Here is a 25,924-nt window from a genome sequence, read left to right on the forward strand (position 1 = left end):
CTGCGGCTGAGCCCCGCCATCGGGTACACGGCCCTCGTCCTCGTGGCGCTCAGCACCGTGCTCATCGGCATCTACGGGTTGCGCATCTCGCGGACCACCGGCGACTTCTACGTGGCGTCCCGGACCGTACGCCCGTGGTGGAACGCCTCCGCCATCGGCGGCGAGTACCTCTCCGCCGCCAGCTTCCTCGGCGTGGCCGGGCTGATCCTCATCTCCGGTGTGGACGCCCTGTGGTTCCCGATCGGCTACACGGCCGGCTACCTCATGCTGCTGCTGTTCGTCGCCGCGCCGCTGCGCCGGTCGGGCGCGTACACCATCCCCGACTTCGCCCAGGCGAGGCTCGACTCCCTGCTCGTGCGCCGCGTGACCAGCCTGCTCGTCGTCGTGATCGGCTGGCTGTACATCGTGCCGCAGCTGCACGGCGCGGCATTGACCGTGCGCGTCACCACGGGCCTGCCCGCGTGGGCGGGACCGCTCGCCGTCGTCGTGGTGGTGTGCCTCAGCGTGGTGACCGGAGGCATGCGCTCCATCACGTTCGTGCAGGCATTCCAGTACTGGCTCAAGCTCACGGCCCTCGCCGTCCCCGTGGTCTTCATGCTCGTCCACCTCGGCGACGCCGGCCTGCCGGTCACGGCCGGCGGCAGCGCGTTCACCGCGGACCTGGACACGGCGGCGGACGCCTCCCTGTACGGCACCATCTCGCTCGTCATCGCGCTCCTGTTCGGCACACTCGGACTGCCCCACGTCCTCGTCCGCTTCTACACGAACCCGGACGGTGCCTCGGCGCGCCGGACCACGCTGATCGTGCTCGGGCTCCTGTCGGTGTTCTACCTCTTCCCGACCGTCTACGGGATCCTCGGCCGCATCCACACCCCGGAGCTGGCGGCGGCGGGAGCGGCGGATGCGACGGTGCTCCTGCTGCCCGGGCGCATCCTCGGCGGGGTGACCGGCGATGTCCTGTCCGCCCTCGTGACCGCCGGGGCCTTCGCCGCGTTCCTGTCCACGACGAGCGGTCTCGTGGTGTCGCTCGCCGGGGTGGTCAGCCAGGAATTCTTCCACGGCAGCGTGCGGGGCTTCCGGGCCGCGGCCCTCCTGTCCGCGGCGGTCCCCCTCGGCATCGCACTGCTGACCGACAGCCTCGCGCTGGCCGGGAGCGTGGGCTCCGTCTTCGCCTTCACGGCCTCGACCATCTGCCCGCTGCTGCTCCTCGGCATCTGGTGGCGGGGGCTCACGGACGCCGGTGCCATCGCGGGCATGCTGGCCGGCGCCCTCTCGTGCGGCGGGGCGATCGCCATGGCGGCCGTGACGGGTGCGGGCGACCAGTGGGTATGGCTGAGCCAGCCCGCCCTGTGGACGGTGCCGACGGCATTCCTCACCATGGTGCTGGTCTCGCGGGCGACGGCGGGGCGGCGGCCGGCGTCGACGTCGCGCGTCCTCGCGCGGCTGCACACCCCCGAGCCGCGGTAGGGCCTATCGGTGCGTCAGTCGATGCCCGCCATGAGTTCCACCACGTGGTCCAGGAACACGTCCACCTGGTTCTCCTCGTACCCGTCGGCTCCCCGCGCCTCCCGGAACACGGCCCGGCGCACCACGTCGACGCTCAGGGGCACCTCGTGCTCCAGGTAGCGCAGGAGTTCGTCGCACAGCCGGTCGACGTCCTCGACGTCGTAGCTGGGGGTGTCCTGCTTCGCGGGGCGCCGGAACCGCTCCCCCGCCGGGCGGTGGAGCCGTTTACGGAGGACGGCGGCCGAGCGGCCGACCTGCCGCAGCCACGCGTCCTCGCCCTGCGTCCGGATCAGGTGGTCGCGTTCCCGCACCGCGAAGACGTCCTCGAGGCGGTCCAGCGCCGCGTCGACGGCCTGGGGTTCGTAGCCGCCCTTGGCGGGATCGAACGCCATGGCGCGGACGTCCTTGCTGGTGATGGCGCTGTCCGGGTCGTCCGCGTTGTAGTACCCGCGGGCCTTGGTCAGGAACCGGTCCACCTGGCGCGTGTTGTAGCCGAACTCGGTGCGTCCGACGCGCGCGAACGGAGAACTGCCCGGGCGAGCGACATGCATCGTATTTCTGTCCTTCGTGATCAGACCCTCGTGAGACCGGGCGCCGGCAACTCCGGCATGCCCTCTGACCTGCGGTTACAGCAAGCCCGGAACCAATGTAGCGGACAGCAGGTACGCCATCGGGGAGGCGAAGACGATCGAGTCGAGGCGGTCCATCACCCCGCCGTGGCCGGGCAGGAGGTTGCCCATGTCCTTGACGCCGAGTTCCCGCTTGATCATCGACTCGGCGAGGTCCCCGGCGGTCGCCGAGGCGACGATGACGACTGCGAGAACGAGGCCCACCCAGAGGGGCTGTCCCATGAGGAGGACGGAGCAGAGCCCGCCGACGACGACCGCACCGCCGATGGACCCGCCGAAGCCCTCCCACGACTTCTTGGGGCTGATCTTGGGGGCCATCGCGTGCTTGCCGAAGAACGCACCGATCAGGTACCCGAACGTATCGTTGGCGACGACGAGCAGCAGGAGCGTGGCGATGACGAGGAAGCCGCCCTCTGCGCGCATGAGGATCATCGCGAAGCTCAGCATGAACGGCACCCACAGCAGCGTGAACGTCCCGGCCATGAGGCTCTTGCCGGCGTCGGGGGCGGGATCGACCGTGCGCCAGATGAACAGGGCGAGGACGGACAGGACGGTGGCGGCGGCGAGCCCCTCGCCACCGCCGAAGTAGGCGGCGAACGGGAGCACGAGCGTCCCGGCGAGGGTGGGCACGAGCGGCGCGTGGATGCGTCGGAGCTCGAGGGCGCGGCAGATCTCCCACACGCCGACGAGGGCGAACAGGGTGACGATGCCGACGAAGACCACCGGGAAGAACATCAGGCCCACCAGGGTGGGGATCAGGAGCGCCGCCCCGACGCCGATCGCGGCCGGCAGGTTGCGGCCCGCACGCGATGCCTGCCCGGGAGTTCTGGGCCGGCGCCGGCGGCGGAGCAGCCTGTGGCCCGAGAGGCGTGCGGCACGAAGTGCCCTGCGGGAGCCGGGCGCCGGTTCGGCGGGCGCGCCGCCGGGTGCGACGGCGACGCGGCCGTTGTGTGGTCCGGCGTCCGTCCCGGCATCTGTCCCGGCGTCGGGTCCGGTCGCCGGTCCGACGCCGGGAGGATCGTGGTCAGCCATCAGACCTCGAGCAGCTCCGCTTCCTTGCGCTTCAACAGCTCGTCGATGAGGTCCACGCGGGACTTCGTCAGGGCGTCGAGCTCCTTCTCGGCCCGCGAGCCCTCATCCTCACCGGCGTCGCCGTCCTTGACGGCCTTGTCGATGCCGTCCTTCGCCTTGCGGCGGACGTTGCGGACGGAGATCTTCGCGTCCTCCGCCTTGGTCTTCACGAGCTTCACGTATTCCTTGCGGCGCTCCTGCGTCAGCTCGGGCAGGACCACGCGGATCACGTTGCCGTCGTTGGAGGGGTTCGCGCCGAGGTCGGAGTCGCGCAGGGCCCGTTCGATGTCGTTCAGCGCCGTGCGGTCGAACGGGGTGATGAGCAGCGTCCGCGCCTCCGGGTTCTGGAACGAGGCCAGCTGCTGCAGCGGGGTGGGGGCGCCGTAGTACATCACCACCACCTTCGAGAACAGGGACGCGTTGGCGCGGCCCGTGCGGACCGTCGCGAAATCGTCCTTTGCAACCTCCACGGCCTTGTCCATCTTGTCGGTGGCTTCCAGCAAGGTCTCTTCGATCACAATGTGCTCCTTCGCTCCGCAGTCGGCTGCACGGCAACCGTTCCAGTGTTCAATCCTAGTTCAAGGGGGCGCCCCGTCCGGGCGCGGGCCGGGCGGCGTTGCCCCGCCCGTCGGGACCGGCTAGGCGTACCGCTAGGCCGAGACGACGGTCCCGAGCTTCTCGCCGCGGATGGCCCGCGTGACGTTGCCCTCACCCTCCATGCCGAACACCACCATGGTCAGGTTGTTGTCCTTGCACATGGTCATGGCGGTCTGGTCCATGACCCGGATGTCGCGGCGCAGGGCCTCGTCGTAGGAGAGCGTATCGAGCTTCTCCGCCGTCGGGTCCTTGTGGGGGTCGGCGGTGTAGACGCCGTCCACGCCGCTCTTCGCCATGAGGACCTCGTCCGCGTGCACCTCGAGGGCACGCTGCGCGGCGACGGTGTCGGTCGAGAAGTACGGCAGGCCGGCGCCGGCACCGAAGATGACCACGCGGCCCTTCTCGAGGTGGCGGATGGCGCGCCGCGGGATGTACGCCTCGGCCACCTGCCCCATCGTGATGGCGCTCTGCACGCGCGTCTCGACGCCCGCCTGCTCGAGGAAGTCCTGCAGCGCCAGGCAGTTCATGACGGTGCCGAGCATGCCCATGTAGTCGGCACGCGAGCGGTCCATGCCGCTCTGCGAGAGTTCGGCACCGCGGAAGAAGTTGCCGCCCCCGACCACGATGGCCACCTCCACGTCGCCGACCGTCGCCGCGATCTGCTTCGACACGGAGCGGACGGTCTCGGGGTCGACGCCCAGCTTGCCACCGCCGAACACCTCGCCGGAGAGCTTGAGGAGGACCCGGCGCCGGCGCCCGGTACCATCCGTCGCAGCAGTCGAAGTGGTGTCCATGAGGTGCCTCCCGGGCATAGAACTGGGGCCGGTCCGGAGCGGACGGCCGGGGGTGCGAGCGGTGGGAATGTTGCCGGACCCGTTACAGGATACGGCGCGCCTCCCCGGCGCAGGGAAGGGCGGCCACCTGTCAGGCGGCCGCCCTTCACATTCGTGCTACGGAACAGGTCCGGCGCCTAGGCTCCGACGCGGAAGCGGGCGAAGGCCGTGGCCTTGGCGCCTGCATCGGTGAGGACCGTGGCGACGGACTTCTTGGCGTCCTTGGCGAAGGCCTGATCGAGCAGGACACCCTCCTTGAAGAAGCCGGTCAGGCGTCCCTCGACGATCTTCGCCAGGGCCTGCTCGGGCTTGCCCTCGGCGCGCGCGGTCTCGTCGGCGATGCGGCGCTCCGACTCGACGAGCTCGGCGGGGACGTCCTCGCGGGTCAGGTAGGTGGGCGAGTACGCGGCGATGTGCACGGCGACGTCGTGTGCGGCCTCGACGGCGGTGTCACCGGAACCCTCGACGGCGAAGAGCACGCCGACCTGGGCGGGGAGGTCCTTGGACGTCTTGTGCAGGTAGGCGTCGACGATCTGGCCCTCGACGCGCGCGATGCGACGGACGTCGACCTTCTCGCCGAGCAGCGCACCGGCTTCGATGACGTGCTCGGAGACGGGCTTGCCCTCGAGCTCGAACGCCAGGAGGCTCTCGACGTCCGAGGCACCGGACTCGATGGCCGCGGCGAGCACCTTGTTGGAGAAGTCGATGAAGGGGCCGGCCTTCGCGACGAAGTCGGTCTCGCAGTTGACCTCGACCATGACGCCGACGGTGCCGTCGACGCGTGCGGCCACGAGGCCTTCGGCCGTCGAACGGCCTTCGCGCTTCGTCGCGCCCTTGAGGCCCTTGATACGGATCAGTTCGAGGGCCTTGTCGGCGTCGCCGTTGGCTTCGTCGAGGGCCTTCTTGACGTCCATCATGCCGGCGCCCGTGCGCTCGCGCAGGGCCTTGATGTCAGCGGCAGTGAAATTTGCCATACGAACTCCTAAGTTGATGTGGATCTACGACAAGCATCCGTGGGCCGGGGCCCGCGGTACGGACGTCCGCGATGAACATCCGCGGAACATGCGTAAGGGGCGTGGTTTCACCCACACCCCTTACGCACCGGGAACTACTTGGTGTCGTCTGCTGCGGCTTCGGTGACGGGAGCCACTGCTTCGGGGACTTCCTCGGCGATCGGCGCCTGCAGGCCTGCAGGGGCTTCGTCGACGGCGGGGGCTGCCGCCTCGGGGGCGGCGGTCTCGGCCTCGGGTGCCGCGGCCGCCTCGGGAGCGGTCGCGTCGTCGGCGTTGCCCTGGAGCAGCTCGCGCTCCCACTCGGCCATGGGCTCCTCCGCTGCTGCCGCGTCGTTGTTGCCGGAGCGGTTGTGGCGGGCGACGAGGCCCTCGGCCACGGCGTCCGCGATGACGCGGGTGAGGAGGTTGACGGCGCGGATGGCGTCGTCGTTGCCCGGGATCGGGAAGTCGACCTCGTCGGGATCGCAGTTGGTGTCCAGGATCGCGACGACGGGGATGCCCAGCTTTTTCGCCTCGTCGATGGCGAGGTGTTCCTTCTTGGTATCGACGACCCAGACGACCGAGGGAGCCTTGGTCAGGTTGCGGATACCGCCGAGGTTGCTCTGCAGCTTGGTGAGCTCACGCTTGAGGAGCAGGAGCTCCTTCTTGGTGTGGCCCGAGCCGGCGACGTCGTCGAAGTCGATCTCCTCGAGTTCCTTCATGCGCTGGATGCGCTTGGAGACCGTCTGGAAGTTGGTGAGCATGCCACCGAGCCAGCGCTGGTTGACGTAGGGCTGGCCGACGCGGGTCGCCTGGTCGGCGATCGCTTCCTGGGCCTGCTTCTTCGTACCGACGAAGAGGACGGTCCCGCCGTGGGCGACGGTGGCCTTGACGAACTCGTGCGCGCGGTCGATGTAGCCCAGCGACTGCTGGAGATCGATGATGTAGATGCCGTTGCGCTCGGTGAAGATGAAGCGCTTCATCTTCGGGTTCCAACGGCGGGTCTGGTGACCGAAGTGGACGCCGCTGTCGAGCAGCTGGCGCATGGTTACGACTGGCATGTTCTGCCTTTCTTTCAGCTTCGGCTCGGGCGCAGCGCGCCGCCTGAAGCTTGTTGACGGTTGTCTCGGTACCGGCCGGGGTGGCCGGTACGTCCTGGTGCCTGGTCGTCATCGTGACATCTCGTCATCGTGACATCCCCTCCCGTACCGGTTGTCACCGGACCGCGGGGAGGGCATTCCGGCGTTCTTCGGGAACACCGGATCGCGGGCACGCGTAGTCAGCCTGCAGTTCCCGGCCCGCGTCGGCGCCAGGGGCACCGCGTGGAGGGAGCAGCAGACTGCTCGGTCAAGTGTACTACAGGGGCGGTGCACGGTCCGTCGGGCCCTTGTCCACATAGCCCCGCTCGGGCGCCCTGCCGCGCGCGGGAGCGGCAGGATTGCCGCATGCATACGTCCGCCCCGCCGGTGCCGCACTCCCCCGGCCGTCCGAGGTGCCCGGGAGGTGGTTCCGGGGCCCGTCGCGGTGCACTGCGGGGGGTCCTGCCCGCCGTCGTCCTGGCCGTCGTCGTGCTCGTCGCGGGAGCCGGTGGATCGCAGGGCCAGGAGCCTGCCGCCCGGACCCCGGGGTTCGTCCCCGAGTGGTCGTGGCCGCTGGCGCCCGCCCCGACGGTCCTCCGCCCCTTCGAGAAGCCTCCACGACCGTGGCAGCGCGGCCACCGCGGCGTGGACCTGGCCGGCGCAGCGCCCGCCGCCGTGCTGAGCCCCGCGGAAGGTGTCGTGTCCTTCGCCGGCACGGTGGTGGACCGGGGCGTGCTGTCGATCGACCACGGAGGTGGGCGGGTCAGCAGCTTCGAACCGGTCACGACCGACCTGGTGAGGGGTCAGCGCGTCAGCGGCGGGCAGGCGGTGGCGACGCTCGACGGTGTCGGCCCCGGCGCCCCGCGTGGCCACTGCCGGGGCTGCCTCCACTGGGGTGTGCGCGTTGACGGCGAGTACGTGGACCCACTGTCGTTCGTGACGGACCGGCGCCCCTCGGTCCTGCTGCCGCTCGGGGACTGAGGCTGGAGCCCGGGCCCTAGACGAAGGCGGCGATTCCCGTGATCGACCTGCCGGCCACGAGCGTGTTGATCTCCTGCGTGCCCTCGTAGGAGTACACGGCCTCGGCGTCGGAGAAGATCTTCGCCATCTCGTAGTCGGCGACGATCCCGTTGCCGCCGAGGATGTTGCGTCCTGCGGCGACGCTCTCGCGCATGCGTGCCGTGGTGAAGGCCTTGGCGAGGGCGGACTGCTCGTCCTTGGCCTTGCCCGCGTCCTCGAGCTGGGACAGGCGCACCATCAGGCCCATGGAGCTCATCGCGTTGCCGAGGATCTGGACGAGCTGCTGCTGGACGAGCTGGAAGCTGGCGATCGGCCGGCCGAACTGCTCGCGCTCCACGGCGTAGCGGCGGGCGACGTCGAACGCCGCGAGCTGCTGACCCACGGCCTGCCATCCGACGGCGAGGCGGGTGACCTTCAGGACCTTGTTGGTGTCGCGGAAGCTGTTGGCACCCTTGAGGTGGAAGTCGTCGGACACGACCACGTCGTCGAGGACGATGTCCGCGTTCTCCACGGTGCGCAGGGCGATCTTGTTCTCGATCTTCGTCGACGAGAAGCCCGGGGTGGCGGTGTCCACGAGGAACCCCTTGACCTGGTTGTCCTCGAGGTCCCTCGCGTAGACGACCACCCAGTCGGAGAAGGTGGCGTTGCCGATCCAGCGCTTGGCGCCGTTGAGGACCCACGAATTCCCGTCGCGCCGCGCGGTGGTCCGCGTGCCGCCGGCCACGTCGGATCCGCCGAGCGGCTCGGTGAGGCCGAACGCCCCGATCTTCTTCATCGCATAGATGTCCGGCAGCCACTCCTCCTGCTGCTCCTTCGACGCGAGTGCCTCGATCGAGCCCGTGAACAGGCCGTCGTGCACGCCCATGAACGTGGCGATCGAGGTGTCCGCGCGGGTGAACTCGGCGTGCATGATGCCGGCGAAGAGGTTCGAGTAGCCCTGGCGGTGGACCGGGCTCATGGGATCGAGCTCGGCGATCTTCGGAATCAGGTCCTGGGGGAAGACGCCCTTGTTCCACCAGTCGACGGCGTTCGGGCGGACCTCGCGGATGAGCCAGGAGCGGATCTCCTCGAGCCGGGAGCGCTCCTTGTCGGACAGGAGCTCCTCGAAAGCGTAGAAGTCACCGTCGGCGTAGGGCAGGTTGTTCACATCGATCGACGTCTTGCTCATCGGAATTCCTTCGCTCCGGTCGTCGGCGACCGGAATCTCACTCGAACGGGCGGGCCATGAGGCGGACGCTTCCAGCGCTCCGGACACCATGTTACCCGCCAGTAACTTAGGGCGCCAGTAGGGGTCCGGCGAAGTGCGCCCGCCCGACAGCAGGACCGCGCCACCTCGAGGAGGTGACGCGGTCCGGTGGCGGGCAGTAGGGCTGCTGGGGCTTGAACCCAGGACAAACGGATTATGAGTCCGCTGCTCTAACCAGCTGAGCTACAGCCCCCAGGGGCATGCGCCCCGGTGCACCGGCTCCGGGACATACCCGGCCGGCGCAGGTCCCATTGTATGCGGACCTACCCGGCGGTTCCGCCGGCCGGGACGGTCGTGAGGCCGGCGGCGACGTCGCTCGGGGACAGCGTCCCGTAGTACAGGCCCTCGAAGATCTCGAGGGTCGTGGTGATGTCGTGCCGCCCCACCATGGCCCGGCTGGCGGCGCCCATCCTCTGCTGGTCCTCGCGCGGCAGCTCGAGGATCTGCGTGATCCGGGAACCGAGTTCCTCGGCGTCGCCCGGCGTGAACAGGTAGCCGTTCTCGCCGTCGGACACCAGGTGCGGCAGCGCCATGGCATCGGCCAGCAGCACCGGCGTCGAGGCGGACATCGCCTCGAGGGTGACGAGCGACTGGAGCTCGGCGGTGCCGGGCTGGCAGAACAGGGAGGCGCGGATGTAGCTCCTGCGCAGCTCGTCGTCGTCGATCAGCCCGCGGAAGGTGACACGGTCCGCGATGCCCAGGCGCGCGGCCTGCGCCTGCAGGGCCGGCTTCACCTCGCCGCCTCCGACGATCTCGAGGTGGACGCGCAGGTGCTCGGGCGTTCTGGCCACGGCGTCGATGAGCACGTCCACGTGCTTCTCCTCGGCCAGGCGACCGACGAACAGGACCGTAGGGTGCTCGTGGGGCTCGATCACCTCACCGGGTTCCACCTCGTACGCGGCGGAGTCGATCCCGTTGGACACGGGCAGCACCTCGGCCAGGAAGGCGTGGTCGCGCATGGCCTTGGCCGCGAGGGGCGTGGGGGTGGTGACGGCGGCGGCCTTGCCCATCACCTTGCCCATGTCCTTCCAGGAGTTCCGGGCGATGACCTTCTTGAACCATGCGGGGAACGGCAGGAAGGGGTTGATGTTCTCGGGCATGAAGTGGTTGGTGGCCACCACGCGGATACCGCGCCGCACCGCCTCGTAGAGCGTGTACTCCCCCACCATGTAGTGGCACTGGATGTGCACGACGTCGGGCTGCACGCGGTCGAACAGCAGGCTGATGTCACGCCGGATCTCCCACGGGTAGCAGATGCGCCAGTAGTCGTGGGTCGGCACGCTGTGCGAGCGGAGGCGGTGTACCGTCCAGTCGCCGCCGGGCTCCGTGAAGCTCCTGCCGTTGGAGGCGCGGGGCGCGAGGACGTGGACGTCGTGGCCGCGCCCGTTCATGCCCTTCGCCAGCCGGTACCCGAACTGGGCCGCTCCGTTCACGTTGGGCGGGTAGGTGTCCGCGGCGATCAGGATGGTCAGGGGCTTGGAATCAGCCGGGTGGCTCACGCGAAAATCCCTACGTCGGTGTGCTGGACGGAACTGGAGCGGGTAGGTCAGCGCTGCCGCTTCAGGACATCGGGGTGATGGCGCGACAGGGCAACGACACCCACAATAGCAACGAGCGCCGCAGCCCCCATGCCCAGCGCCGTCACGGTCCGGACATCGGGCTGGAGTTCGTCGAGGATGGTGATGCCCACCGCGATGCCGACGATGGGGTCGATGACAGTCAGACCCGCGATGACGAGATCCGGCGGACCCGTGGCGTAGGCGCTCTGCACGAACCAGGACCCGAGGCCGGCGGCCGCGACCAGTGCCACCAGGGTCAGCACCGGGACGTTCAGCAGGAACCGGCCGTTCGGGTCCAGCAGGTGGCCTGCGACGATCTTCGTGAGGACGGCCACGAAACCGAAGAGGACGCCGGCTCCGAGGATGTACGCGAAGGCGTTGAGGCGGTGCCGTCCGACCACGGCCAGGGATCCGAACACCACGACGGCGACACCGAGCAGGAGCACCACGGAGAGTTCCTGGGCGCGGTCGACGGCGTGGTTCTCCCGGGTCACGTTCACCGCGAGGAGCACGAAGAGCGCGCTGCCCGCGACGCACGCGGTGATGGCCGCGACGGTGGGACGGTTGATCCTGATGCCCTGGTCCCGCGAGTTCACGATCGTGGTGATCACCAGGGCGATCGCGCCGATGGGCTGCACCACCGTCAGGCTCGCCAGCGACAGGGCCACCACGTTCAGTGCCATCCCGGTGCCGAGCAGGACGAGTCCGAACAGCCACCGGGGGTTGGCGAGGAGGCGCGTGAGCCCGGACGAGGAGAGGGCCAGCCCGCCGGTGTTCGCGCGCACGGCGCTGCCCTGGCGCTGCGCTCCGAACGCGAGGAAGACGGCGCCGAGCAGCGCCAGCGCGATCGCTAGGACGGGCACGACTGCTGCTCGGCCCGCTCCAGCCTGTACCTGAGGTGTGCCGCCCTGAAGTAGGCGCAGAACGCGACGAGGTGCAGGACGCACCCGGCCGCGAGCAGCCCCTGGGCGACGACGAGGATCCAGTCCTGGCCGAAGCCCTCCACCCGGTGCAGCAGGAGCAGCGGCGCCCCGACGAGCAGCAGCGCGGTGCGGATCTTGCCGACCGTGATGACAGGGAGGTGCAGTGGTCCGCGGAAGAGGACGAGCGCGTTGACGATGAGGATGATGTCCGGGACCACGATGGTCCATACGAACCAGGCCGGCGCGATGCCGTCGATGACGAAGACGACGGCCACCACGATCATCGCCGTCCGGTCGGCGAGCGGGTCGAGCCACTTCCCCACGGTCGACACCTGGTGGAGTCTGCGGGCGACGAATCCGTCCACCCAGTCAGTGGAGCCGACGACCACGAGCACGAGGACCGCGGCCCCGTACCGCTGCTGCCTGACGAACCAGACGAACAGGGGGACGCCGAGGAACCGGACGATCGTGATGAGGTTCGGGAGGGTCCATGCCGTCGCGAGTTCAGTGCCCTCGCTGCCGGTCCGTGCTCCCGCGCCGATCGATCTCATCACCCGTGCCTCCCCACCCCATTATGCAGGCAGGCGTCCGCTCCCCCGTGCCATCCGCAGCGGCGTGCGGGGATGGGTGACGGGTGAGCGGCCGCCTGGGCTGCCGACGGACCTCGGGTCCTACTTGCTGAGCAGCCTGCGCAGCATCACGAGCATCGCGGCGACGGACGCGGCGAGGACGCTCAGCGGCTTCCACCGGTCGGCGAGGGTCGTGTTGAGGGGGACGTCGCGTCGGACGGCGACCGCGGCGACCCTGGCGCCGTCCTTCGAGCCGGCCGGCTGCGAGCCGCCCTCCGCGGAGCGGTGCCGGGCCTTGCCCAGCCGCGACTTGACGTCCGCGCGGGCCCCGAGTGAATCGCGGGCCTCCGCGATGTGCGTGCGGCGCTCTCCGGAGCGGTTCCGCAGCTCCTCGTACGACGGCGTGGGCTCCTTGGGCCTGGTGTCCTTCGCGTCGTCGTCCTTGCGGTCCTTGTCCGGCTTCGGCTTCTTGACGTCGAGCGTGGCCGGGTCGAAGCTGCGGCCCTCCTTCAGCACGCCGAGGTCGTAGCGGATGCCACGGATGGCGTCCTCGGGGACCAGGGGGAGCTGCTTCTTGAGGCGGGAGACACCGATCAGTGCGAGGACGCCGGCGATCACGAGGAAGAGCAGGGCGACCAGCAGTGCCGCAAGCCAGGCCGGCATGAGCTCGGCGAGCCCCATGATGGCTGCGACGATGAGGGCCACGGCGAAGAACAGCACGAAGACCAGCGCGACGACGAGGAAGGCGGCCGCGATGCCGGCCTTGATCCCCTTCTGTTTCATCTGCTCGACGGCGATCGAGAATTCGTCGCTGATCTGGCGCGGCGTCAGGCGCGCCAGGAGCCTGACGAGTCCAAACAGCGACAGCGAGCCCGTGGACCGCTTGCCGCGCGTACTAGCCGAGCTGTTCATAGGCCCTGCCTCCATTCGTGAGTGTGTTGCTGGACATTGGCTGAACCAAAATTACCACCGGGCGCGCGCCCGGTTTCCGCGCAGTGGATGCAGCGCCTCCGGGGGCCGTGGACGGTCCGGATGGGGTAGGGCGCAGGCGCCTTCCCTCACGCGGTGGAGAGCTCCGCGTTGTCCTCGAGGTCCTTGCCCGCGAACTCGGGGAGGCGGGTGCGGACGAAGACGAAGGACAGGACGGCGAAGACGGTGAACGCCGCGTACATGACCCAGAGGCCGAAGTTCGCACTGACCCACGGGAACGTCAGAGTGACGATGAAGTTGAACACCCAGTTCACCATCGTGGCCACGCCGAGGGCGATCGACCGGATGCGGTTGGGGAACATCTCGCCGAGGGTCACCCACATGACGGGACCCCAGGTGGCGGCGAAGAAGATGACGAAGAGGTTCGCGCCGACGAGCGCGATGGGACCCCACGCGCCCGGGAGCGTGATCTCCTCCCCCGTGCCCTGCGCCTGCAGGAAGGCGAGCGTCGCGGCGAGCAGGCCGACGGTCATGCCGACCGACCCGATGAGGAGCAGTCGACGGCGTCCCACGCGGTCGACGAAGAAGATGGCGACGAAGGTCATTGCGACGTTGATGATCGAGGTGATCACCGACGTCGTGAAGGAATCGCTCTCGCTGAAGCCCACGGACTTCCACAGGGTCGTGGAGTAGTAGAAGATCGCGTTGATGCCGACCAGCTGCTGCAGTGCGGCGATCGCCATGCCGACCCACAGGATGGGCTGCAGTCCGAACGCGGGTCCGCGCAGGTCGCGGTAGCTCGCGCGGTCCTCGCGCTCGAAGCTCTCCCGGATCTGTCCGATCTTGCCCTCGGTGTCCCGCACGCCCGAGACGCGTGAGAGGACGCGCGCGGCCTCGGCGTCGCGGCCCGCCCGGATGAGGAACTGCGGGGACTCCGGGATGACGAGCGCGAGGATCCCGTAGACGACGGCGGGGACCACGCCGACCAGGAGCATCCAGCGCCACGCGGCCAGGCCCCACCAGAGCTCGCCATCGGCGCCCCCGGCAGCGCTGGCGAGAGAGGCATCGGAGAGGAGTGCGGCGAAGATGCCGACCGTGATGGCCAGCTGCTGCACGGACGCGAGGCCGCCTCGCCACTTGGACGGTGCGATCTCCGCGATGTAGCCGGGGACGATCACGGAGGCGATGCCGATGGCGAGCCCGCCGACGAGCCGCCAGGCCATGAGGTCCCACTCGGAGAAGGCGTAGCCCGACCCCGCGGAGTTGATGGCGAACAGGAACGCGGCCGCGACCATGACCTTCTTGCGGCCCCACCGGTCGGCCAGCCCGCCGGCGAACCAGGCGCCCGCCGCACAGCCCAGCAGGGTGATGGCGACGGTGAAGCCGAGGATGCTCGGGCCGAGGTCGAACTCGCCCTGGATGGAATCGACCGCCCCATTGATGACGGCGGTGTCGAACCCGAACAGCAGGCCTCCGACGGCGGCTGCGACCGTGATCCCGATGACCCGCGCCATGTGCTTCGGTGACTGCTCTGCTTCTGGCTCGGTGCCGTTCCCGCTCATATTCCGTTCTCCCTGCTCGTTCCGTATCCCATCACCCTACGTCAGTCCGAAGCACGCTTAGCAGCTCCGATCCGCGGCCGGTCGGGGTTTACCGTGGGTGCCAAGGGTTGACGGGGGCCATAGGATGAAAGCACCATTGATTCGCCCCAGCAACCATATTGTCCTCCGTGACAACCTGTTGCCCCGTGGAAGCCGCTCCGCCGTCGTCGCCGGGCCGCCGCGGTCGATGCCGCTCCGTCCCCGTTCCAGCCCGCTCTGTTAGGCCGCATCTTGAGTACCCTCACCCATCCCGGCGACACCCTCTCCCGTCGCGAGAAGATCATCTACGTCTTCATCCTCGGCACCCTCACGGCCCTCGGCCCGTTCACGATCGATCTGTACCTCCCGGCGTTCCCCGCGCTGCAGTCGGATCTCGGCGTCTCCGAGGCCGCCGTGCAGCTGACGCTCACGGGCACCATCATCGGCTTCGCGGCCGGGCAGCTGCTCGTCGGCCCGCTCAGCGACAAGATCGGCCGCCGCCTGCCCCTCATCCTCGCGACCACCCTGCACGTGGGCGCCTCGATCGGCGCGGCCTCCTCCGACGACATCAACGCGCTCATGGTGTTCCGCGTCCTCCAGGGCATCGGCGCGGCGGGAGGGGGCGTGGTGGCGATGGCCATGGTCCGTGACCTCTTCGGCGGGTACACCCTCGTGCGCATGCTCTCCTACATGGCACTCGTCAACGGCATGGCGCCCATCTTCGCCCCGGTGATCGGTTCGCAGCTGCTGCTGCTCTTCCCCTGGCCGGGCATCTTCTGGTTCCTCGCCTGCTACGGCGTGCTGGTGATCGTCGCCGTGAGCCTGTTCATCATCGAGACCCTGCCGAAGGAGAACCGCCACCGCTCCGGGCTGACCGTCGGCCAGCGGTACCGCGCGGTGCTGGGCGACAGGATCTTCATCGGCATCCTGCTGGTGGGCGGCATGAACTTCTCCGGGCTGTTCTCCTACCTGTCGGCGTCGCCGTTCCTCTTCCAGGGCCCGTACGGGCTGAACGAGCAGCAGTACGGGCTGCTCTTCGCGATCAACTCCCTCGGCATCGTGGCCGGTGTGCAGATCAGCTCCCGGGTGCTCCGCCGGATGGGGCCGCAGTGGGTGATCGCGACGGCGACCGTCGTCCAGCTCGTCATGGCCATGCTCATCCTGGCCTTCGACCAGCTGGGCCTCGGTTTCTGGGGGACGGCGATCCCCCTGTGGTTCTACATCATGGCCACGGGCTTCATCTTCCCGTGCGTGCAGGTACTGGCGCTCATCAACAACGGGGCGCAGGCGGGGACCGCCGCATCGCTGCTCGGCGCGGTGACGTTCGGGACCGCGGGCATCATCTCCCCGCTCGTGGGCCTGCTGGGCGACGGGATCGAGTCCGCCACCCCCATGGCGCTCGTCATGGCCGCGTGCATCGCCCTGGGCGTGGTGTTCCTGTGGACGGTGGTCCGGCCGCGGACGGTGCCCGCCCTGCAGTAGCGCGGGCACCGGCGGAGCGGCGGAGCGGCGGAACCGCGGAGCGGGCCGGCGGAACCGCCGAACGGGCCGAGCGGTTTCGCCCAGGCGGACGCGAGCAGGTCCGCTCAGGCGGCGGCGGGCTCCGACCCGGCGGGCAGCGCCTCCGCCGCCCTCGCGATGTTGCGTGCCATCGCCGAGAAGATGAACCCGTGGAACGGCAGCACCGCGAGCCAGTAGAGCCTCCCGGACAGGCCGTGCGGGAAGAAGACCGCCCGCTGGTAGTAGGAGCTCCCCGAGCCGTCCGGCTCCACACGGAACTCCAGCCACGCGCGGCCCGGCACCTTCATCTCCGCGCGGAGCCGCAGGCGCTCCCCGCGGACGAGTTCCTCCACCCGCCAGAAGTCGAGGGCCTCCCCCGTCAGGAGTTCCTTCGCGTCCCGCCGTCCGCGGCGCAGCCCCACGCCGCCCGCGAGCTTGTCCATCCACCCGCGGGCAGCCCACCCGACGGGCCAGGAATACCAGCCGTTCTCCCCGCCGATACCCTCGACGACGGTCCACAGCTTCTCGGGCGACGCCGTCGAGCTGTAGGTCTGGACGTCCGTGAAGACGGTGTGGCCCGCCCACTGGGGGTCCGAGGGCAGCGGGTCGGCCTCGGAGGCGAGTTGCGACGCTCCGGCCCAGCTGGTCTCCACCTCTCCCCCGCGCATCTTTCCGAGCGCGAGGTCCACGGCCCGCCGGTACCCGGTCAGCCCGCCGTCCGGCATCGCGATGTACTGGTCGATGTCGTGTTCGGACGGCACGGCGTCGTGCTGCAGCGACTCGATGAGCGGCATGGCCATGGCCCGCGGGATGGGCGTGACCAGATTCACCCAGTGGCCCGCGAGGCGCGGCGTGAGGACCGGCAGGGCGAGGATCTTGCGGCGCGGGAGTCCGGCGGCCTCGGCGTACTGGTTCATCATCTCGGCGTAGGTGAGCACCTCGCGCGACCCGATGTCGAAGGTCCGGTTCAGGCCCTCCGGGAGGTCGAGGGCCGCGACGAGGTAGTGGATGACGTCGCGGACGGCGATGGGCTCGATGTGGTTCAGGACCCACCTGGGTGCGGGCATCACGGGCAGGACGTCGGAGAGGTGCCGGATCATCTCGAAGGATGCGGAGCCGGACCCGATGACGACCCCGGCCTGGAAGGCGATGGTCGGCGTGCCGGAATCGAGGAGGATCCTGCCCACCTCCGTGCGGGAGCGCATGTGGGTGGAGAGCTCCACGCCGTCGGGGTGCAGCCCGCCGAGGTAGACGATGCGGCGGACACCGGCCTCGGTGGCGGCCCGGGAGACCGTCGACGCGATCTCGGCCTCGCGGGCGTCGAAGTTCCTGCCCGAGCCCATGGAGTGCACGAGGTAGTACAGGGTGTCGACGCCCTGGCTGGCCTCGCGCATGGTGTCGCCGTCCTGCAGGTCCCCCTGCACGATGTCGACGGACGCGGCCCAGGGGACGTCCTTCAGCTTCTGCGGCGACCGGACGACCACGCGGACCCGGCGACCCTCGGCGACGAGTTTCGTGACGAGCCGGCCGCCGATGTATCCCGTGGATCCGGTGACCAGGATGAGTCCGTCCGTGGTGCCGGTGCTGTCCGTCTGCATGCGCACAGCCTACGCCCGGCCCCTGACACGGCCCGCCGGTTGTCCTCGGCCGCGATCGCCCCCGGTGCGGCCGGCCGCGCAACCACCGCGAGGACCCGCCGCCCCCCGTCCCCGTCCTCCCTCGCGGGAACCGTCGGGGCGCTGCCGGTTATAGTCGCGGCATGGGGATCTGGGACAGGGTCGGAGCGTCATACCGTGAGGCGAAGGCCGACGCGCTACGGCAGGCCAATGAGGCGGTGCCGGCGTCCATGCGCCTGTCCGCCGAGGACTTCGAGCGCCGGCGGGAACAGGATCCCGCCGTCGCCGCGGCCGGGCAGCCGGTCGGGGAGGACTCGGCCCGCTACCTGCCGGCCGCGGAAGCCGAGGCCCTGCTCGTTCCCGGCGGGGACGGCCGGCCGCCGCTGCGCCTGGTCGGCTCCGGCGGCGGGCTCGAACTCGCCGCGCCGGACGGCCGGCTCATCGACGGCGACACGCACTCACTCCGTCATATCGGGATCTTCGCTTTCCGCGCGGTCGGTACGGGCGGCGACGAGAACCCCGCCGGGCCCGCCACGCTCCGCGCCGGGCAGCCGGTGGGGCTCCGCCGGGAACCGCACGAGCACGATCCGCACGCCGTCGCACTGACCGCGGGCAGCCCGGCCCGGACGTTCGGTCACGTCACCGCGCAGGACGCCCGACCGGTTGCCGAGCTGCTGGACCGCGGACAGCACCTGGTCGCCCTGGTCACCCACGCCGGCACGATGCCGCCGCGCGTGCTGATCACGGCCCCGGACATGCTCGCCCAGCTGCGCCGGGAGTAGGGTGGCGCGGCTGCCTGGTCACGGGCCCGGCCACCAGGTCCGGACCGGCTGGGCGGAGTCTCCCGAGCAGTAAATGAGTGAGCCCCTGCACCGCGTTTCCGCAGGTCAGGGGCTCACAGTGGCTCCTCCGACTGGACTTGAACCAGTAACCCTTCGATTAACAGTCGAATGCTCTGCCAATTGAGCTACGGAGGAAAGCGCGAGTATTACTCTACATAGGTTCCTGAGCGAAGTGAAATCGGCGCCGGGCTAGTCCTCGCGGAGCAGGCGCCGCTGCATCTCGAGCTCCATGAGGTCGCGCTGCAGCTGGTTGTAGAGCACGGGATCAGCCGTGGGATCCATGCGCTGGAGCTGGCCCAGCTTCTCGGCCTTCTGCTGCGTGATGCGGAGTTCGGTGAGCCGGTTCAGTATGTCGCGGCAGTACACCACCATCGCGTCGGCGTCCTTCGCCGGGAGTGGACGCACCGCCAGTTCGCTCACGAGCGGACGGAGGACGTCCGGGACGCCCTCGCGGACTGACTCCACCCAGCGCGAGAGCTCGGTACCCGCCGCGCCCGCCGCGAGGACGGCATTGTGCAGCGCCTCGTACACGGGGACGGTGAAGCGGGATGTGGAGAAGCTCTCCCACTGCGCCGCGGTGAGGGTCGTCGGCTGCTGCAGCACCACCTCGAGGGCCTCGCGCTCCATGCGGGCCATGGGGTCACGGGGGTCCGGGCGCTCGAAGAACGGCCCGGCGGGACCGTCGGACTCCCCCGGCCCCGCGGCGCCGCCCTGCTGGCTCGGCTGGCCCGGCTGATTCGGCTGGCCCGGCTGGCCCGGCTGATTCGGTTGGCCCGGCTGGTTCGGCCGGCCCTGCTGGCGGCCGCCGGCCGCCGGAGCACCCGCGGGGCCCCGTCGGGCCGCCGCGGCCACGGCGCGAGCCACCTGGTCCTCCCCCACGTACTGCATGCCGAGCCACCGCGAGAGCTCCCGCGTGTAGGTGGACCGCAGGGAGACGTCGCGGATCTGCGCCACGATCGGCGCCGCATGCCGGAGCGCCTTGACCTGCCCCTCCCCCGAGGAGAGGTCGAAGTTCCCGAACGACGCCTTGATGGCGAACTCGAAGAGCGGCCGGCGGTCGGCGATGAGCTCCCGCACGGCATCGTCGCCCCGCGTCTGCCGCAGTTCGCAGGGGTCCGCGCCGGAGGCCTCGACGGCGACGTACGTCTGGGCGGTGAAGCGCTGGTCCTCCTCGAAGGCGCGCAGGGCGGCCTTCTGGCCCGCCGCGTCACCGTCGAAGGTGAAGACGACCTCGCCGCCGGTGCCGTCGTCGGACAGGAGCCTGCGGGCGATCTTGATGTGGTCCGTCCCGAACGCAGTGCCGCAGGTCGCAACGGCGGTGCCGACCCCGGCCAGGTGGCACGCCATGACGTCCGTGTACCCCTCGACGACGACGAGCTGCCGGTTCTTCGCGATCTCCCGCTTGGCGAGGTCGATGCCGTAGAGCACCTGGGACTTCTTGTAGAGGGAGGTCTCGGGGGTGTTGAGGTACTTCGGGCCCTGGTCGTCCTCGTAGAGCTTGCGCGCGCCGAAGCCGACGGTGTCCCCGGTGATGTCCCGGATGGGCCAGATGAGGCGCCCGCGGAAGCGGTCGTAGAAACGGCCGGCGTTGCTCGAGGACGCACTGAACATGCCCGTCAGCTTCAGCTCGTCCAGCGTGAACCCGCGGCCCGTGAGGTGGGTCAGCAGCGTGTCCCAGCCCTGCGGCGCGTAGCCGACGCCGAACTGCTCGGCGGCCGCCCTGTCGAAGCCGCGCTCCTGCAGGAACTGCCGCGCGGTGCCGGCGCCCTGCGTGAGGAGCTGGTCGCGGAAGAACTCGGCCGCGATCTTGTGCGCGTCGAGCAGGCGCTGCCGCTTCCCCACGTCCTCGCGCCGCGGACCGGTGCCGCCGTCCTCGTAGTGCAGCTCGAAGCCGATGCGCGCCGCGAGCTTCTCGACGGTCTCGCTGAAGGTGGTGTGGTCCAGCTTCTGCACGAAGGAGATGACGTCCCCGCCCTCACCGCAGCCGAAGCAGTGGTAGGAGCCCATCTGGGGACGCACGTGGAACGACGGCGACCGCTCGTCGTGGAACGGGCACAGTCCCTTCCACGAGCCGATGCCCGCGGACTTCAGGGTCACGTAGGCCTCGACGACCTCCTTGATGTCCGTGCGCTGGCGTACCTCATCGATGTCTTCACGCTTGATGAGTCCGGCCATGATCCCAGTTTAGGCCCGCCCCACCGACACCCCGACCGGCGCGGGAGCGCAGGTGCGCAATGCCTCCCTCCGCTGTCGGCTGAGGCGAGGGAGGCGGCCGGATGCCACGGGAGGCGGGCCGGGTCCTACCAGAGCGCGGGGACGGGCCCGACGATGCGCTCGTGGAGGCCGAGCGCGGACGCGTCGGTCAGGGACGCCACCTGGTCGATCACGACGCGCAGCCGGGCGTCGTCGTCGGGCGCCTCGCGCCAGTCGGCGGCGAACATCGGTTCGAGGTAGCGGTCGCCGTCGGCGTGCACCTGGGCGACGAGCGAGGCGAGGATCTCCCGCTGGCGCTCGTAGAGCGGCTGGCGGTGGTCCGTGGTCATCACGTAGGTGGTGGCGAGGCCCTTCATGACGGCGATCTCGAGGATGGTCTCCTCGGGTACCACCATCTCCGCGTTGTAGCGGGTCAGGGAGTTCGGCCCGTAGATGGAGCGCGTGGACTGCATGGCGCTGAGGCAGAACCGGCCGATCAGCTGGCTCGTCATGTTCTTCAGCGCCGCCATGGACCGCCGCGTGCCGTCCGCCTCGCGGACCCACACCGGGGTCCTCTCCAGCCGGGCCAGGGCGGCGTCGACGGCGGCCGGGTCGCTGCCCGGGAGGTACCACTGCTGTGTGTAGCCGACCACGCGGGCGCGGGCGTCGGCGCTGTCCATCCACCGGAGCTGCAGGTGCCCCGCGACGATCGCGTCCTCGACGTCGTGGACGGAGTAGGAGATGTCGTCGGCGAGGTCCATGACCTGCGCCTCGAGGCAGGAGCGGCCCTCCGGGGCGCCGTCGCGCAGCCAGTCGAAGACGGGGAGGTCGTCGTCGTACGCCCCGAACTTCGTGGTGCGCTGGCCGCTGATCACGGGGGCCGAAGCCGCCGTCCACGGGTACTTGCATGCGGCGTCGAGGCTCGCGCGGGTCAGGTTGAGGCCGGCGGGGCCGCCGTCGGGCGCGAGGACCTTCGGTTCGAGCCGGGTCAGGAGGCGGAGGGTCTGGGCGTTGCCCTCGAAGCCGCCGATGCCGTGCGCGATGTCGTTCAGGGCCGACTCGCCGTTGTGCCCGAAGGGCGGGTGCCCGAGGTCGTGGGCGAGGCAGGCGGTGTCCACGATGTCGGGGTCGCAGCCGAGGGTCCGCCCCAGTTCACGGCCCACCTGCGCCACCTCCAGGGAGTGGGTGAGGCGCGTGCGGACGAAGTCGTCGGTGTCGGGCGCCACGACCTGCGTCTTCGCGCCGAGGCGGCGCAGCGCGGACGAGTGCAGCACGCGGGCCCGGTCGCGCTCGAAGTCGGTGCGGTGGGAGCTCTTGGGCGGCTCCTCGACCCACCGCTCGGTGTCCGAGGCGCTGTAACCGCGGGCGGCGGACGATGCGGGGAAGCTCATGATGCCTTTCTAGCGCAACGGGTGCGTGCGGGCACGGCCGCGGCGGCCGATGTGGACCGGCGGACTGGACACCCGCGCACGCGGGTCATGGGCGGGTCGGGGATCACGATCAGCCGCCGGACACGTCCACCTCGGCGGCGGCGATGTCCGCCTGCTGGGCCTCGTTCAGGACGCGCCCGTCGAGCCAGTGCTCGGGCAGGGCCGTGCGCTTCGGGGAGCCGGCACGGCCGCGGGGGCCCTCGGCGTCCTGGCCGGGGTACGGCGAGTCGTGGTCGAGTTCGTCGAGGAGTCCGCGGAGCACCTCGAGCGTGGGCACGGTGGCGAGCTTCGCGCGCAGCTCCCCGCCGACGACGTAGCCCTTGAAGTACCAGGCCATGTGCTTGCGGATGTCACGGAGGCCCATCATCTCGCTGCCGAACGTCTCCACGAGCAGCTCGGCGTGCCGGTAGACGGTGTCCGCGACCTGCCCGAGGCCGGGGCGGTGCCGGGACGCGCTGCCCTCGAAGGCGTTCATGAGATCCCCGAAGAGCCAGGGACGCCCCTGGCAGCCCCGGCCGATGACGACGCCGTCGACGCCGGTCTGCCGCACCATGCGCACGGCGTCCTCGGCACTCCAGATGTCGCCGTTGCCGAGCACCGGGATGTCCGGCAGGGCGTCGCGCAGCTCGGCGATGGCGTCCCAGTCGGCCTTGCCCGAGTAGAACTGGGACGCGGTGCGCCCGTGGAGTGCGACGGCGGCGACGCCGCTGTCCCGGGCGATCTTCCCCGCCTCGCGGAACGTGAGGTGGTCCTCGTCGATGCCCTTGCGCATCTTGATGGTCAGCGGGACGCCGCCCTTCGACGCCTCCCGCACCGCGGTCTGCACGATGCCCGTGAACAGGTCGAGCTTCCACGGCAGGGCGGCTCCCCCGCCCTTCCGCGTGACCTTGGGGACGGGGCAGCCGAAGTTGAGGTCGATGTGGTCGGCGCGGTCCTCCTCGACGAGCATGCGCACCGCGGCGCCCACGGTCTTCGGGTCCACACCGTACAGCTGCACGGAGCGCACCGACTCGTCCTCGTCGTGCGAGATGATGCGCATGGACTCCGGGCTGCGCTCCACGAGCGCACGGGAGGTGACCATCTCGGACACGTAGAGCCCGCCGCCGTACTCGCGGCACAGGCGGCGGAATGCCTTGTTGGTGATGCCCGCCATCGGCGCGAGGATCACCGGCGTGGTGACGGTGATACCGCCCAGGGTGAGCGGGGGGAGGTCGAGCCGGAGGGCGGCGTCGGCCGCGCCGGAGGTCTCAGGGGCGGCGGGAGCGCTCGGCGGGACTGGGAGGGTCGATACTGCGGTCACCTCTCCATTGTCGCAAGGGCCCGCAAATCCGGGGGCGCTGTTCGCTGTGCGCCTGCGCTCCCTGTCGGCCTTGCTCGCCTTGCGCCAGGCGTTCGTCACGCGTCCTCCCCTGCCAGGCGCCGGCCGCGCCGCTCTCCCAGGGCCACGAGCCGCTGGCCCGGTGCCAGTGTCCCGGCACTCTCGACGGCGGGGACCGACGGCGTCGAGTCCCCGCCCGGGGCGTCGGCCCCCGGACCGACGGCCTTCACCACGAGCACCGCGATGAGGGTGGTGAGCGGGATGGCCAGGACGAGGCCGATCGAGCCCACCAGCGTCCGCACCACCTCCTCGGCGAGTTCACCGCTCGTCAGGGTGTCCAGCAGGGCGCGGTCGTACAGCGAGACGAGGATCAGCACGGGCAGGGCCGCCCCGGCGTAAGCGAACGCGATGGTGTACACCGTGGATGCGATGTGGTCGCGGCCGATCCTCATGGCGGACGCGAAGAGCCGGCGCGCCGACGTGTCCGGCGCCAGCTCGTGCAGCTCCCATACCGAGGAGGACTGCGTGATGGTCACGTCGTTGAGGACGCCGAGGCCGGAGATGATGAGGCCGCACAGGATGATCGACGAGATCGACAGCTCGTCGGAGGCGTTGACGAGGGTGTAGGCGTTCTCGTCGCCCACGCCGGTGAGGTGGGCGGCGTCCGTGGCCCATGCCGCGAGGAGCGCCGTGACGCCGAGGCCGAAAACCGTCCCGAGCAGGGCGGTGGAGGTCCGGGCGGAGACACCGTGCGCGAAGTAGAGCACCCCGTACATGATCACCACGGAGCCCACGAGCCCGAGGAGCAGGGGTGGCCGGCCCTCCACGAGGCCCGGCAGGATGAACTGCGCCAGGACCACGAGGGCACCCACGAGGCCGAGGATGGCCCGCAGTCCCCGCCAGCGTGCGACGGCGATGACGACGACCGCGTACACGACCGCGAGCGCCACGATGGGCACGGACCGCACGAAGTCGACGAAGACGTAGGGCGCGGCTCCGCCCTGGATGACCGCGGCGAGGTCCAGGTAGCGGATCTCGTCGCCCGCCTCGACGGCCTCGGCCTTCGCGAGCTCCGGGGTGACCTCGACGGGGATCATCTCCCCGCCGGCCGCGGGCTGGGTGTAGGCGATGGTGCAGGTGAGGGCCGTGCCGCCGGCGTCGACCGTGGGCTGCGACGACGGGCAGTCGCCCCGACCGACCTCGCGGACCGTGCCTCGCTCGAAGCTCACGCCCTCCGCCGTCGCGTAGGGGCTGGCGACGGTCAGCGAGCTGCGGTCGCCGCTCGGCCAGAGCAGGACCATCGCGACGAGCGTGAGGACCCCGAGGGGGACGAGGAGGGCCGAGAGCAGGACGGTGGCCCGCTTCCGGGTGGCCATCGCGGAGGCCGACGGCTCCGAACCCTCTTCGGTGCGGGCGGCGTGCAGGTGGCTGGAGCCCACGGACTTCCCTCGGTGTCGGTCGGTGACAGGACGATGACAGGACAATGCTCAGGAGTGCTGCGGCGACAGGGGGCGGACGTGTCGCGTGCGCCGGGCACCGTGTGCGATTCTACGCAGACGCGGGTGGGAACAGGACGACGGAGGCCCTTGCAGGGCGAGGAGGGACGGCACATGGCAGAGGAGGCACATCCGGCACGGGACAGGGACCCCGTTCTCGCCATCAGCGGACCGGATGCCGGCGTGCGCGGCGTCGCGCTCGTCCTGCACGGCGGGCGGGCGCAGAGTTTCGAGGCCGTCCGGCCCCGGCACCTCAGCCCGCTGCGCATGCGCCCGTTCGCGGCCCGCCTCGCAGCCGGGGGCAGGCGGCACGGCCTCGCGGTCTGGACCCTGCGGAACAGGGTGCGCGGGTGGAACGGGGCGGACCAGTCGGCCCTGAGGGACGCCCGCTGGGCGCTGGACCGGATCACCGCGCAGTACCCGGCCGTCCCCGTGTACCTCCTGGGCCATTCGATGGGCGGGCTGACCGCGCTCTACGCGGCCGGTCACCCGCAGGTCCGCGCCGTGGCGGCCCTCGCACCGTGGCTCGAGGCATCGAGCCCGGTGGAGCCCGTGCGCGGGCGCAGCGTCCTCGTCATGCACGGCGACACCGACCGGTGGACGAGCCCCACGGCGTCGCTGTCCTTCGCCCGCCGCGCCCAGGGCGTGGCCCGCGACATCCACTACGTCCGCATGCTCGGGGCGGGCCATTTCATGGTCCGCACCCTGCCCGTCTGGCACGGCATGAGCACCTCCTTCCTGCTCCGCCGCTTCGGGGAGGACACGGGCGCGGCCCTCGACGCGCGGGCGCTCCAGCACTCCGACGCGCTCTACCGCGCCCCGGATCCGCTCGGCATCACCGCCTGACACGGGCTGCCACGGGCTGCCACGGGCTGCCGCCGGCCGACGGCCGGACACCGGAAAACCCCCGACCGGGACGCGTAGGTCGGCCCGGCCGGGGTACAAAGAGTACGTGGACAGCACGAGCGGGTTCGTCCCGCTCCCGCCGAAGGACG

The 25,924-nt window shown here is 70.4% G+C and carries 22 protein-coding genes and 2 tRNA genes; 5 read left to right on the top strand and 19 right to left on the bottom strand.

The window, feature by feature from the left end; all coding sequences use genetic code 11:
* The first annotated feature begins 6 nt into the window (after window positions 1–6).
* On the top strand, window positions 7–1,467 hold the full coding sequence (locus AC4D2O_RS15630) for a sodium/solute symporter (protein WP_490908334.1): 1,461 nt from the start codon (window positions 7–9) through the stop codon (window positions 1,465–1,467).
* A 14-nt stretch (window positions 1,468–1,481) separates the two neighbouring features.
* On the opposite strand, the gene AC4D2O_RS15635 is transcribed toward AC4D2O_RS15630, so the two are convergent.
* From AC4D2O_RS15635 to rpsB, 6 genes are all read right to left on the bottom strand, one after another.
* Window positions 1,482–2,057, bottom strand: coding sequence for a DivIVA domain-containing protein (locus AC4D2O_RS15635; RefSeq protein ID WP_490908264.1), 576 nt, complete (start codon window positions 2,055–2,057; stop codon window positions 1,482–1,484).
* 75 nt (window positions 2,058–2,132) lie between these two features.
* Complete coding sequence (locus AC4D2O_RS15640) at window positions 2,133–3,167, bottom strand: phosphatidate cytidylyltransferase (protein ID WP_490908265.1); 1,035 nt, start codon at window positions 3,165–3,167, stop codon at window positions 2,133–2,135.
* Window positions 3,167–3,724 carry a ribosome recycling factor gene (gene frr / locus AC4D2O_RS15645; RefSeq protein ID WP_490908266.1) on the bottom strand — a complete coding sequence of 186 codons (558 nt, stop codon included), beginning with the start codon at window positions 3,722–3,724 and terminating at the stop codon, window positions 3,167–3,169. The genes AC4D2O_RS15640 and frr overlap by 1 nt, the downstream gene beginning before the upstream one ends.
* A 132-nt stretch (window positions 3,725–3,856) precedes the next feature.
* Window positions 3,857–4,597 carry a UMP kinase gene (gene pyrH / locus AC4D2O_RS15650; RefSeq protein WP_490908267.1) on the bottom strand — a complete coding sequence of 247 codons (741 nt, stop codon included), beginning with the start codon at window positions 4,595–4,597 and terminating at the stop codon, window positions 3,857–3,859.
* Window positions 4,598–4,773: 176 nt separating this feature from the next.
* Window positions 4,774–5,610, bottom strand: a complete 837-nt coding sequence (gene tsf / locus AC4D2O_RS15655) for a translation elongation factor Ts (protein WP_104050824.1) — start codon at window positions 5,608–5,610, stop codon at window positions 4,774–4,776.
* 134 nt (window positions 5,611–5,744) lie between these two features.
* Window positions 5,745–6,689, bottom strand: coding sequence for a 30S ribosomal protein S2 (gene rpsB, locus AC4D2O_RS15660; RefSeq protein ID WP_490908268.1), 945 nt, complete (start codon window positions 6,687–6,689; stop codon window positions 5,745–5,747).
* 384 nt (window positions 6,690–7,073) lie between these two features.
* On the opposite strand from rpsB, the gene AC4D2O_RS15665 reads away from it, so the two are divergent.
* Complete coding sequence (locus AC4D2O_RS15665) at window positions 7,074–7,688, top strand: murein hydrolase activator EnvC family protein (RefSeq protein ID WP_490908269.1); 615 nt, start codon at window positions 7,074–7,076, stop codon at window positions 7,686–7,688.
* 16 nt (window positions 7,689–7,704) lie between these two features.
* Here the strand turns inward: AC4D2O_RS15665 and AC4D2O_RS15670 are convergent, their stop codons facing one another.
* The 7 genes from AC4D2O_RS15670 to AC4D2O_RS15700 form a co-directional block, all read right to left on the bottom strand.
* Window positions 7,705–8,895 carry an acyl-CoA dehydrogenase family protein gene (locus AC4D2O_RS15670; RefSeq protein WP_490908270.1) on the bottom strand — a complete coding sequence of 397 codons (1,191 nt, stop codon included), beginning with the start codon at window positions 8,893–8,895 and terminating at the stop codon, window positions 7,705–7,707.
* 197 nt (window positions 8,896–9,092) lie between these two features.
* A tRNA-Ile gene (locus tag AC4D2O_RS15675) sits at window positions 9,093–9,166 on the bottom strand.
* 70 nt (window positions 9,167–9,236) lie between these two features.
* Window positions 9,237–10,472 (bottom strand): glycosyltransferase, encoded by a 1,236-nt coding sequence (locus tag AC4D2O_RS15680; RefSeq protein ID WP_490908271.1) that lies wholly within the window; start codon window positions 10,470–10,472, stop codon window positions 9,237–9,239.
* A gap of 47 nt (window positions 10,473–10,519) precedes the next feature.
* Entirely contained in the window at window positions 10,520–11,395 is an 876-nt protein-coding gene (locus tag AC4D2O_RS15685; protein ID WP_490908272.1) for a DMT family transporter, read from the bottom strand.
* Complete coding sequence (locus tag AC4D2O_RS15690) at window positions 11,383–12,006, bottom strand: CDP-alcohol phosphatidyltransferase family protein (RefSeq protein WP_490908273.1); 624 nt, start codon at window positions 12,004–12,006, stop codon at window positions 11,383–11,385. Before AC4D2O_RS15690 ends, AC4D2O_RS15685 begins: the two co-directional genes overlap by 13 nt.
* A gap of 120 nt (window positions 12,007–12,126) precedes the next feature.
* Window positions 12,127–12,936, bottom strand: a complete 810-nt coding sequence (locus AC4D2O_RS15695) for a phage holin family protein (RefSeq protein ID WP_490908274.1) — start codon at window positions 12,934–12,936, stop codon at window positions 12,127–12,129.
* A gap of 146 nt (window positions 12,937–13,082) precedes the next feature.
* Complete coding sequence (locus AC4D2O_RS15700; protein WP_490908275.1) at window positions 13,083–14,516, bottom strand: sugar porter family MFS transporter; 1,434 nt, start codon at window positions 14,514–14,516, stop codon at window positions 13,083–13,085.
* Between the two features lie 270 nt (window positions 14,517–14,786).
* Here AC4D2O_RS15700 and AC4D2O_RS15705 point away from each other — a divergent pair, with 270 nt between their 5' ends.
* Complete coding sequence (locus tag AC4D2O_RS15705) at window positions 14,787–16,016, top strand: multidrug effflux MFS transporter (protein WP_490908276.1); 1,230 nt, start codon at window positions 14,787–14,789, stop codon at window positions 16,014–16,016.
* 104 nt (window positions 16,017–16,120) lie between these two features.
* Here the strand turns inward: AC4D2O_RS15705 and AC4D2O_RS15710 are convergent, their stop codons facing one another.
* The gene (locus AC4D2O_RS15710) at window positions 16,121–17,632 is read right to left on the bottom strand and encodes an SDR family oxidoreductase (RefSeq protein WP_490908277.1); all 1,512 of its coding nucleotides are present in this window, start codon (window positions 17,630–17,632) and stop codon (window positions 16,121–16,123) included.
* 161 nt (window positions 17,633–17,793) lie between these two features.
* Here AC4D2O_RS15710 and AC4D2O_RS15715 point away from each other — a divergent pair, with 161 nt between their 5' ends.
* Window positions 17,794–18,432 carry an HIRAN domain-containing protein gene (locus AC4D2O_RS15715; protein WP_490908278.1) on the top strand — a complete coding sequence of 213 codons (639 nt, stop codon included), beginning with the start codon at window positions 17,794–17,796 and terminating at the stop codon, window positions 18,430–18,432.
* A 119-nt stretch (window positions 18,433–18,551) separates the two neighbouring features.
* Here the strand turns inward: AC4D2O_RS15715 and AC4D2O_RS15720 are convergent.
* The 5 genes from AC4D2O_RS15720 to AC4D2O_RS15740 form a co-directional block, all read right to left on the bottom strand.
* Window positions 18,552–18,627, bottom strand: a tRNA-Asn gene (locus tag AC4D2O_RS15720).
* 54 nt (window positions 18,628–18,681) lie between these two features.
* Window positions 18,682–20,667: a DNA primase gene (dnaG, locus tag AC4D2O_RS15725; protein WP_490908279.1), complete on the bottom strand. Its 1,986-nt coding sequence runs from the start codon at window positions 20,665–20,667 to the stop codon at window positions 18,682–18,684.
* Window positions 20,668–20,792: 125 nt separating this feature from the next.
* Window positions 20,793–22,076 (bottom strand): deoxyguanosinetriphosphate triphosphohydrolase, encoded by a 1,284-nt coding sequence (locus AC4D2O_RS15730; RefSeq protein WP_490908280.1) that lies wholly within the window; start codon window positions 22,074–22,076, stop codon window positions 20,793–20,795.
* Window positions 22,077–22,185: 109 nt separating this feature from the next.
* Window positions 22,186–23,310 carry a tRNA dihydrouridine synthase DusB gene (gene dusB / locus AC4D2O_RS15735; RefSeq protein ID WP_490908335.1) on the bottom strand — a complete coding sequence of 375 codons (1,125 nt, stop codon included), beginning with the start codon at window positions 23,308–23,310 and terminating at the stop codon, window positions 22,186–22,188.
* 200 nt (window positions 23,311–23,510) lie between these two features.
* Window positions 23,511–24,872 (bottom strand): YibE/F family protein, encoded by a 1,362-nt coding sequence (locus AC4D2O_RS15740; protein ID WP_490908281.1) that lies wholly within the window; start codon window positions 24,870–24,872, stop codon window positions 23,511–23,513.
* A gap of 171 nt (window positions 24,873–25,043) precedes the next feature.
* Here AC4D2O_RS15740 and AC4D2O_RS15745 point away from each other — a divergent pair, with 171 nt between their 5' ends.
* A complete protein-coding gene (locus AC4D2O_RS15745; protein WP_490908282.1) occupies window positions 25,044–25,775 on the top strand; it encodes an alpha/beta hydrolase in 732 nt (243 codons plus the stop codon).
* The last annotated feature ends 149 nt before the right edge of the window (window positions 25,776–25,924 follow it).

The organism is Arthrobacter sp. TJ-238 (assembly GCF_058269215.1).

Bases quoted from the DNA above. Each gene is read 5' to 3' on its own strand.
- AC4D2O_RS15635 (WP_490908264.1), bottom strand. From the start codon at position 2,057: ATGCATGTCGCTCGCCCGGGCAGTTCTCCGTTCGCGCGCGTCGGACGC.
- AC4D2O_RS15640 (WP_490908265.1), bottom strand. From the start codon at position 3,167: ATGGCTGACCACGATCCTCCCGGCGTCGGACCGGCGACCGGACCCGAC.
- pyrH (WP_490908267.1), bottom strand. From the start codon at position 4,597: ATGGACACCACTTCGACTGCTGCGACGGATGGTACCGGGCGCCGGCGC.
- tsf (WP_104050824.1), bottom strand. From the start codon at position 5,610: ATGGCAAATTTCACTGCCGCTGACATCAAGGCCCTGCGCGAGCGCACG.
- rpsB (WP_490908268.1), bottom strand. From the start codon at position 6,689: ATGCCAGTCGTAACCATGCGCCAGCTGCTCGACAGCGGCGTCCACTTC.
- AC4D2O_RS15665 (WP_490908269.1), top strand. From the start codon at position 7,074: ATGCATACGTCCGCCCCGCCGGTGCCGCACTCCCCCGGCCGTCCGAGG.
- AC4D2O_RS15670 (WP_490908270.1), bottom strand. From the start codon at position 8,895: ATGAGCAAGACGTCGATCGATGTGAACAACCTGCCCTACGCCGACGGT.
- AC4D2O_RS15690 (WP_490908273.1), bottom strand. From the start codon at position 12,006: ATGAGATCGATCGGCGCGGGAGCACGGACCGGCAGCGAGGGCACTGAA.
- AC4D2O_RS15695 (WP_490908274.1), bottom strand. From the start codon at position 12,936: ATGAACAGCTCGGCTAGTACGCGCGGCAAGCGGTCCACGGGCTCGCTG.
- AC4D2O_RS15700 (WP_490908275.1), bottom strand. From the start codon at position 14,516: ATGAGCGGGAACGGCACCGAGCCAGAAGCAGAGCAGTCACCGAAGCAC.
- AC4D2O_RS15710 (WP_490908277.1), bottom strand. From the start codon at position 17,632: ATGCAGACGGACAGCACCGGCACCACGGACGGACTCATCCTGGTCACC.
- AC4D2O_RS15715 (WP_490908278.1), top strand. From the start codon at position 17,794: ATGGGGATCTGGGACAGGGTCGGAGCGTCATACCGTGAGGCGAAGGCC.
- dnaG (WP_490908279.1), bottom strand. From the start codon at position 20,667: ATGGCCGGACTCATCAAGCGTGAAGACATCGATGAGGTACGCCAGCGC.
- AC4D2O_RS15730 (WP_490908280.1), bottom strand. From the start codon at position 22,076: ATGAGCTTCCCCGCATCGTCCGCCGCCCGCGGTTACAGCGCCTCGGAC.
- AC4D2O_RS15745 (WP_490908282.1), top strand. From the start codon at position 25,044: ATGGCAGAGGAGGCACATCCGGCACGGGACAGGGACCCCGTTCTCGCC.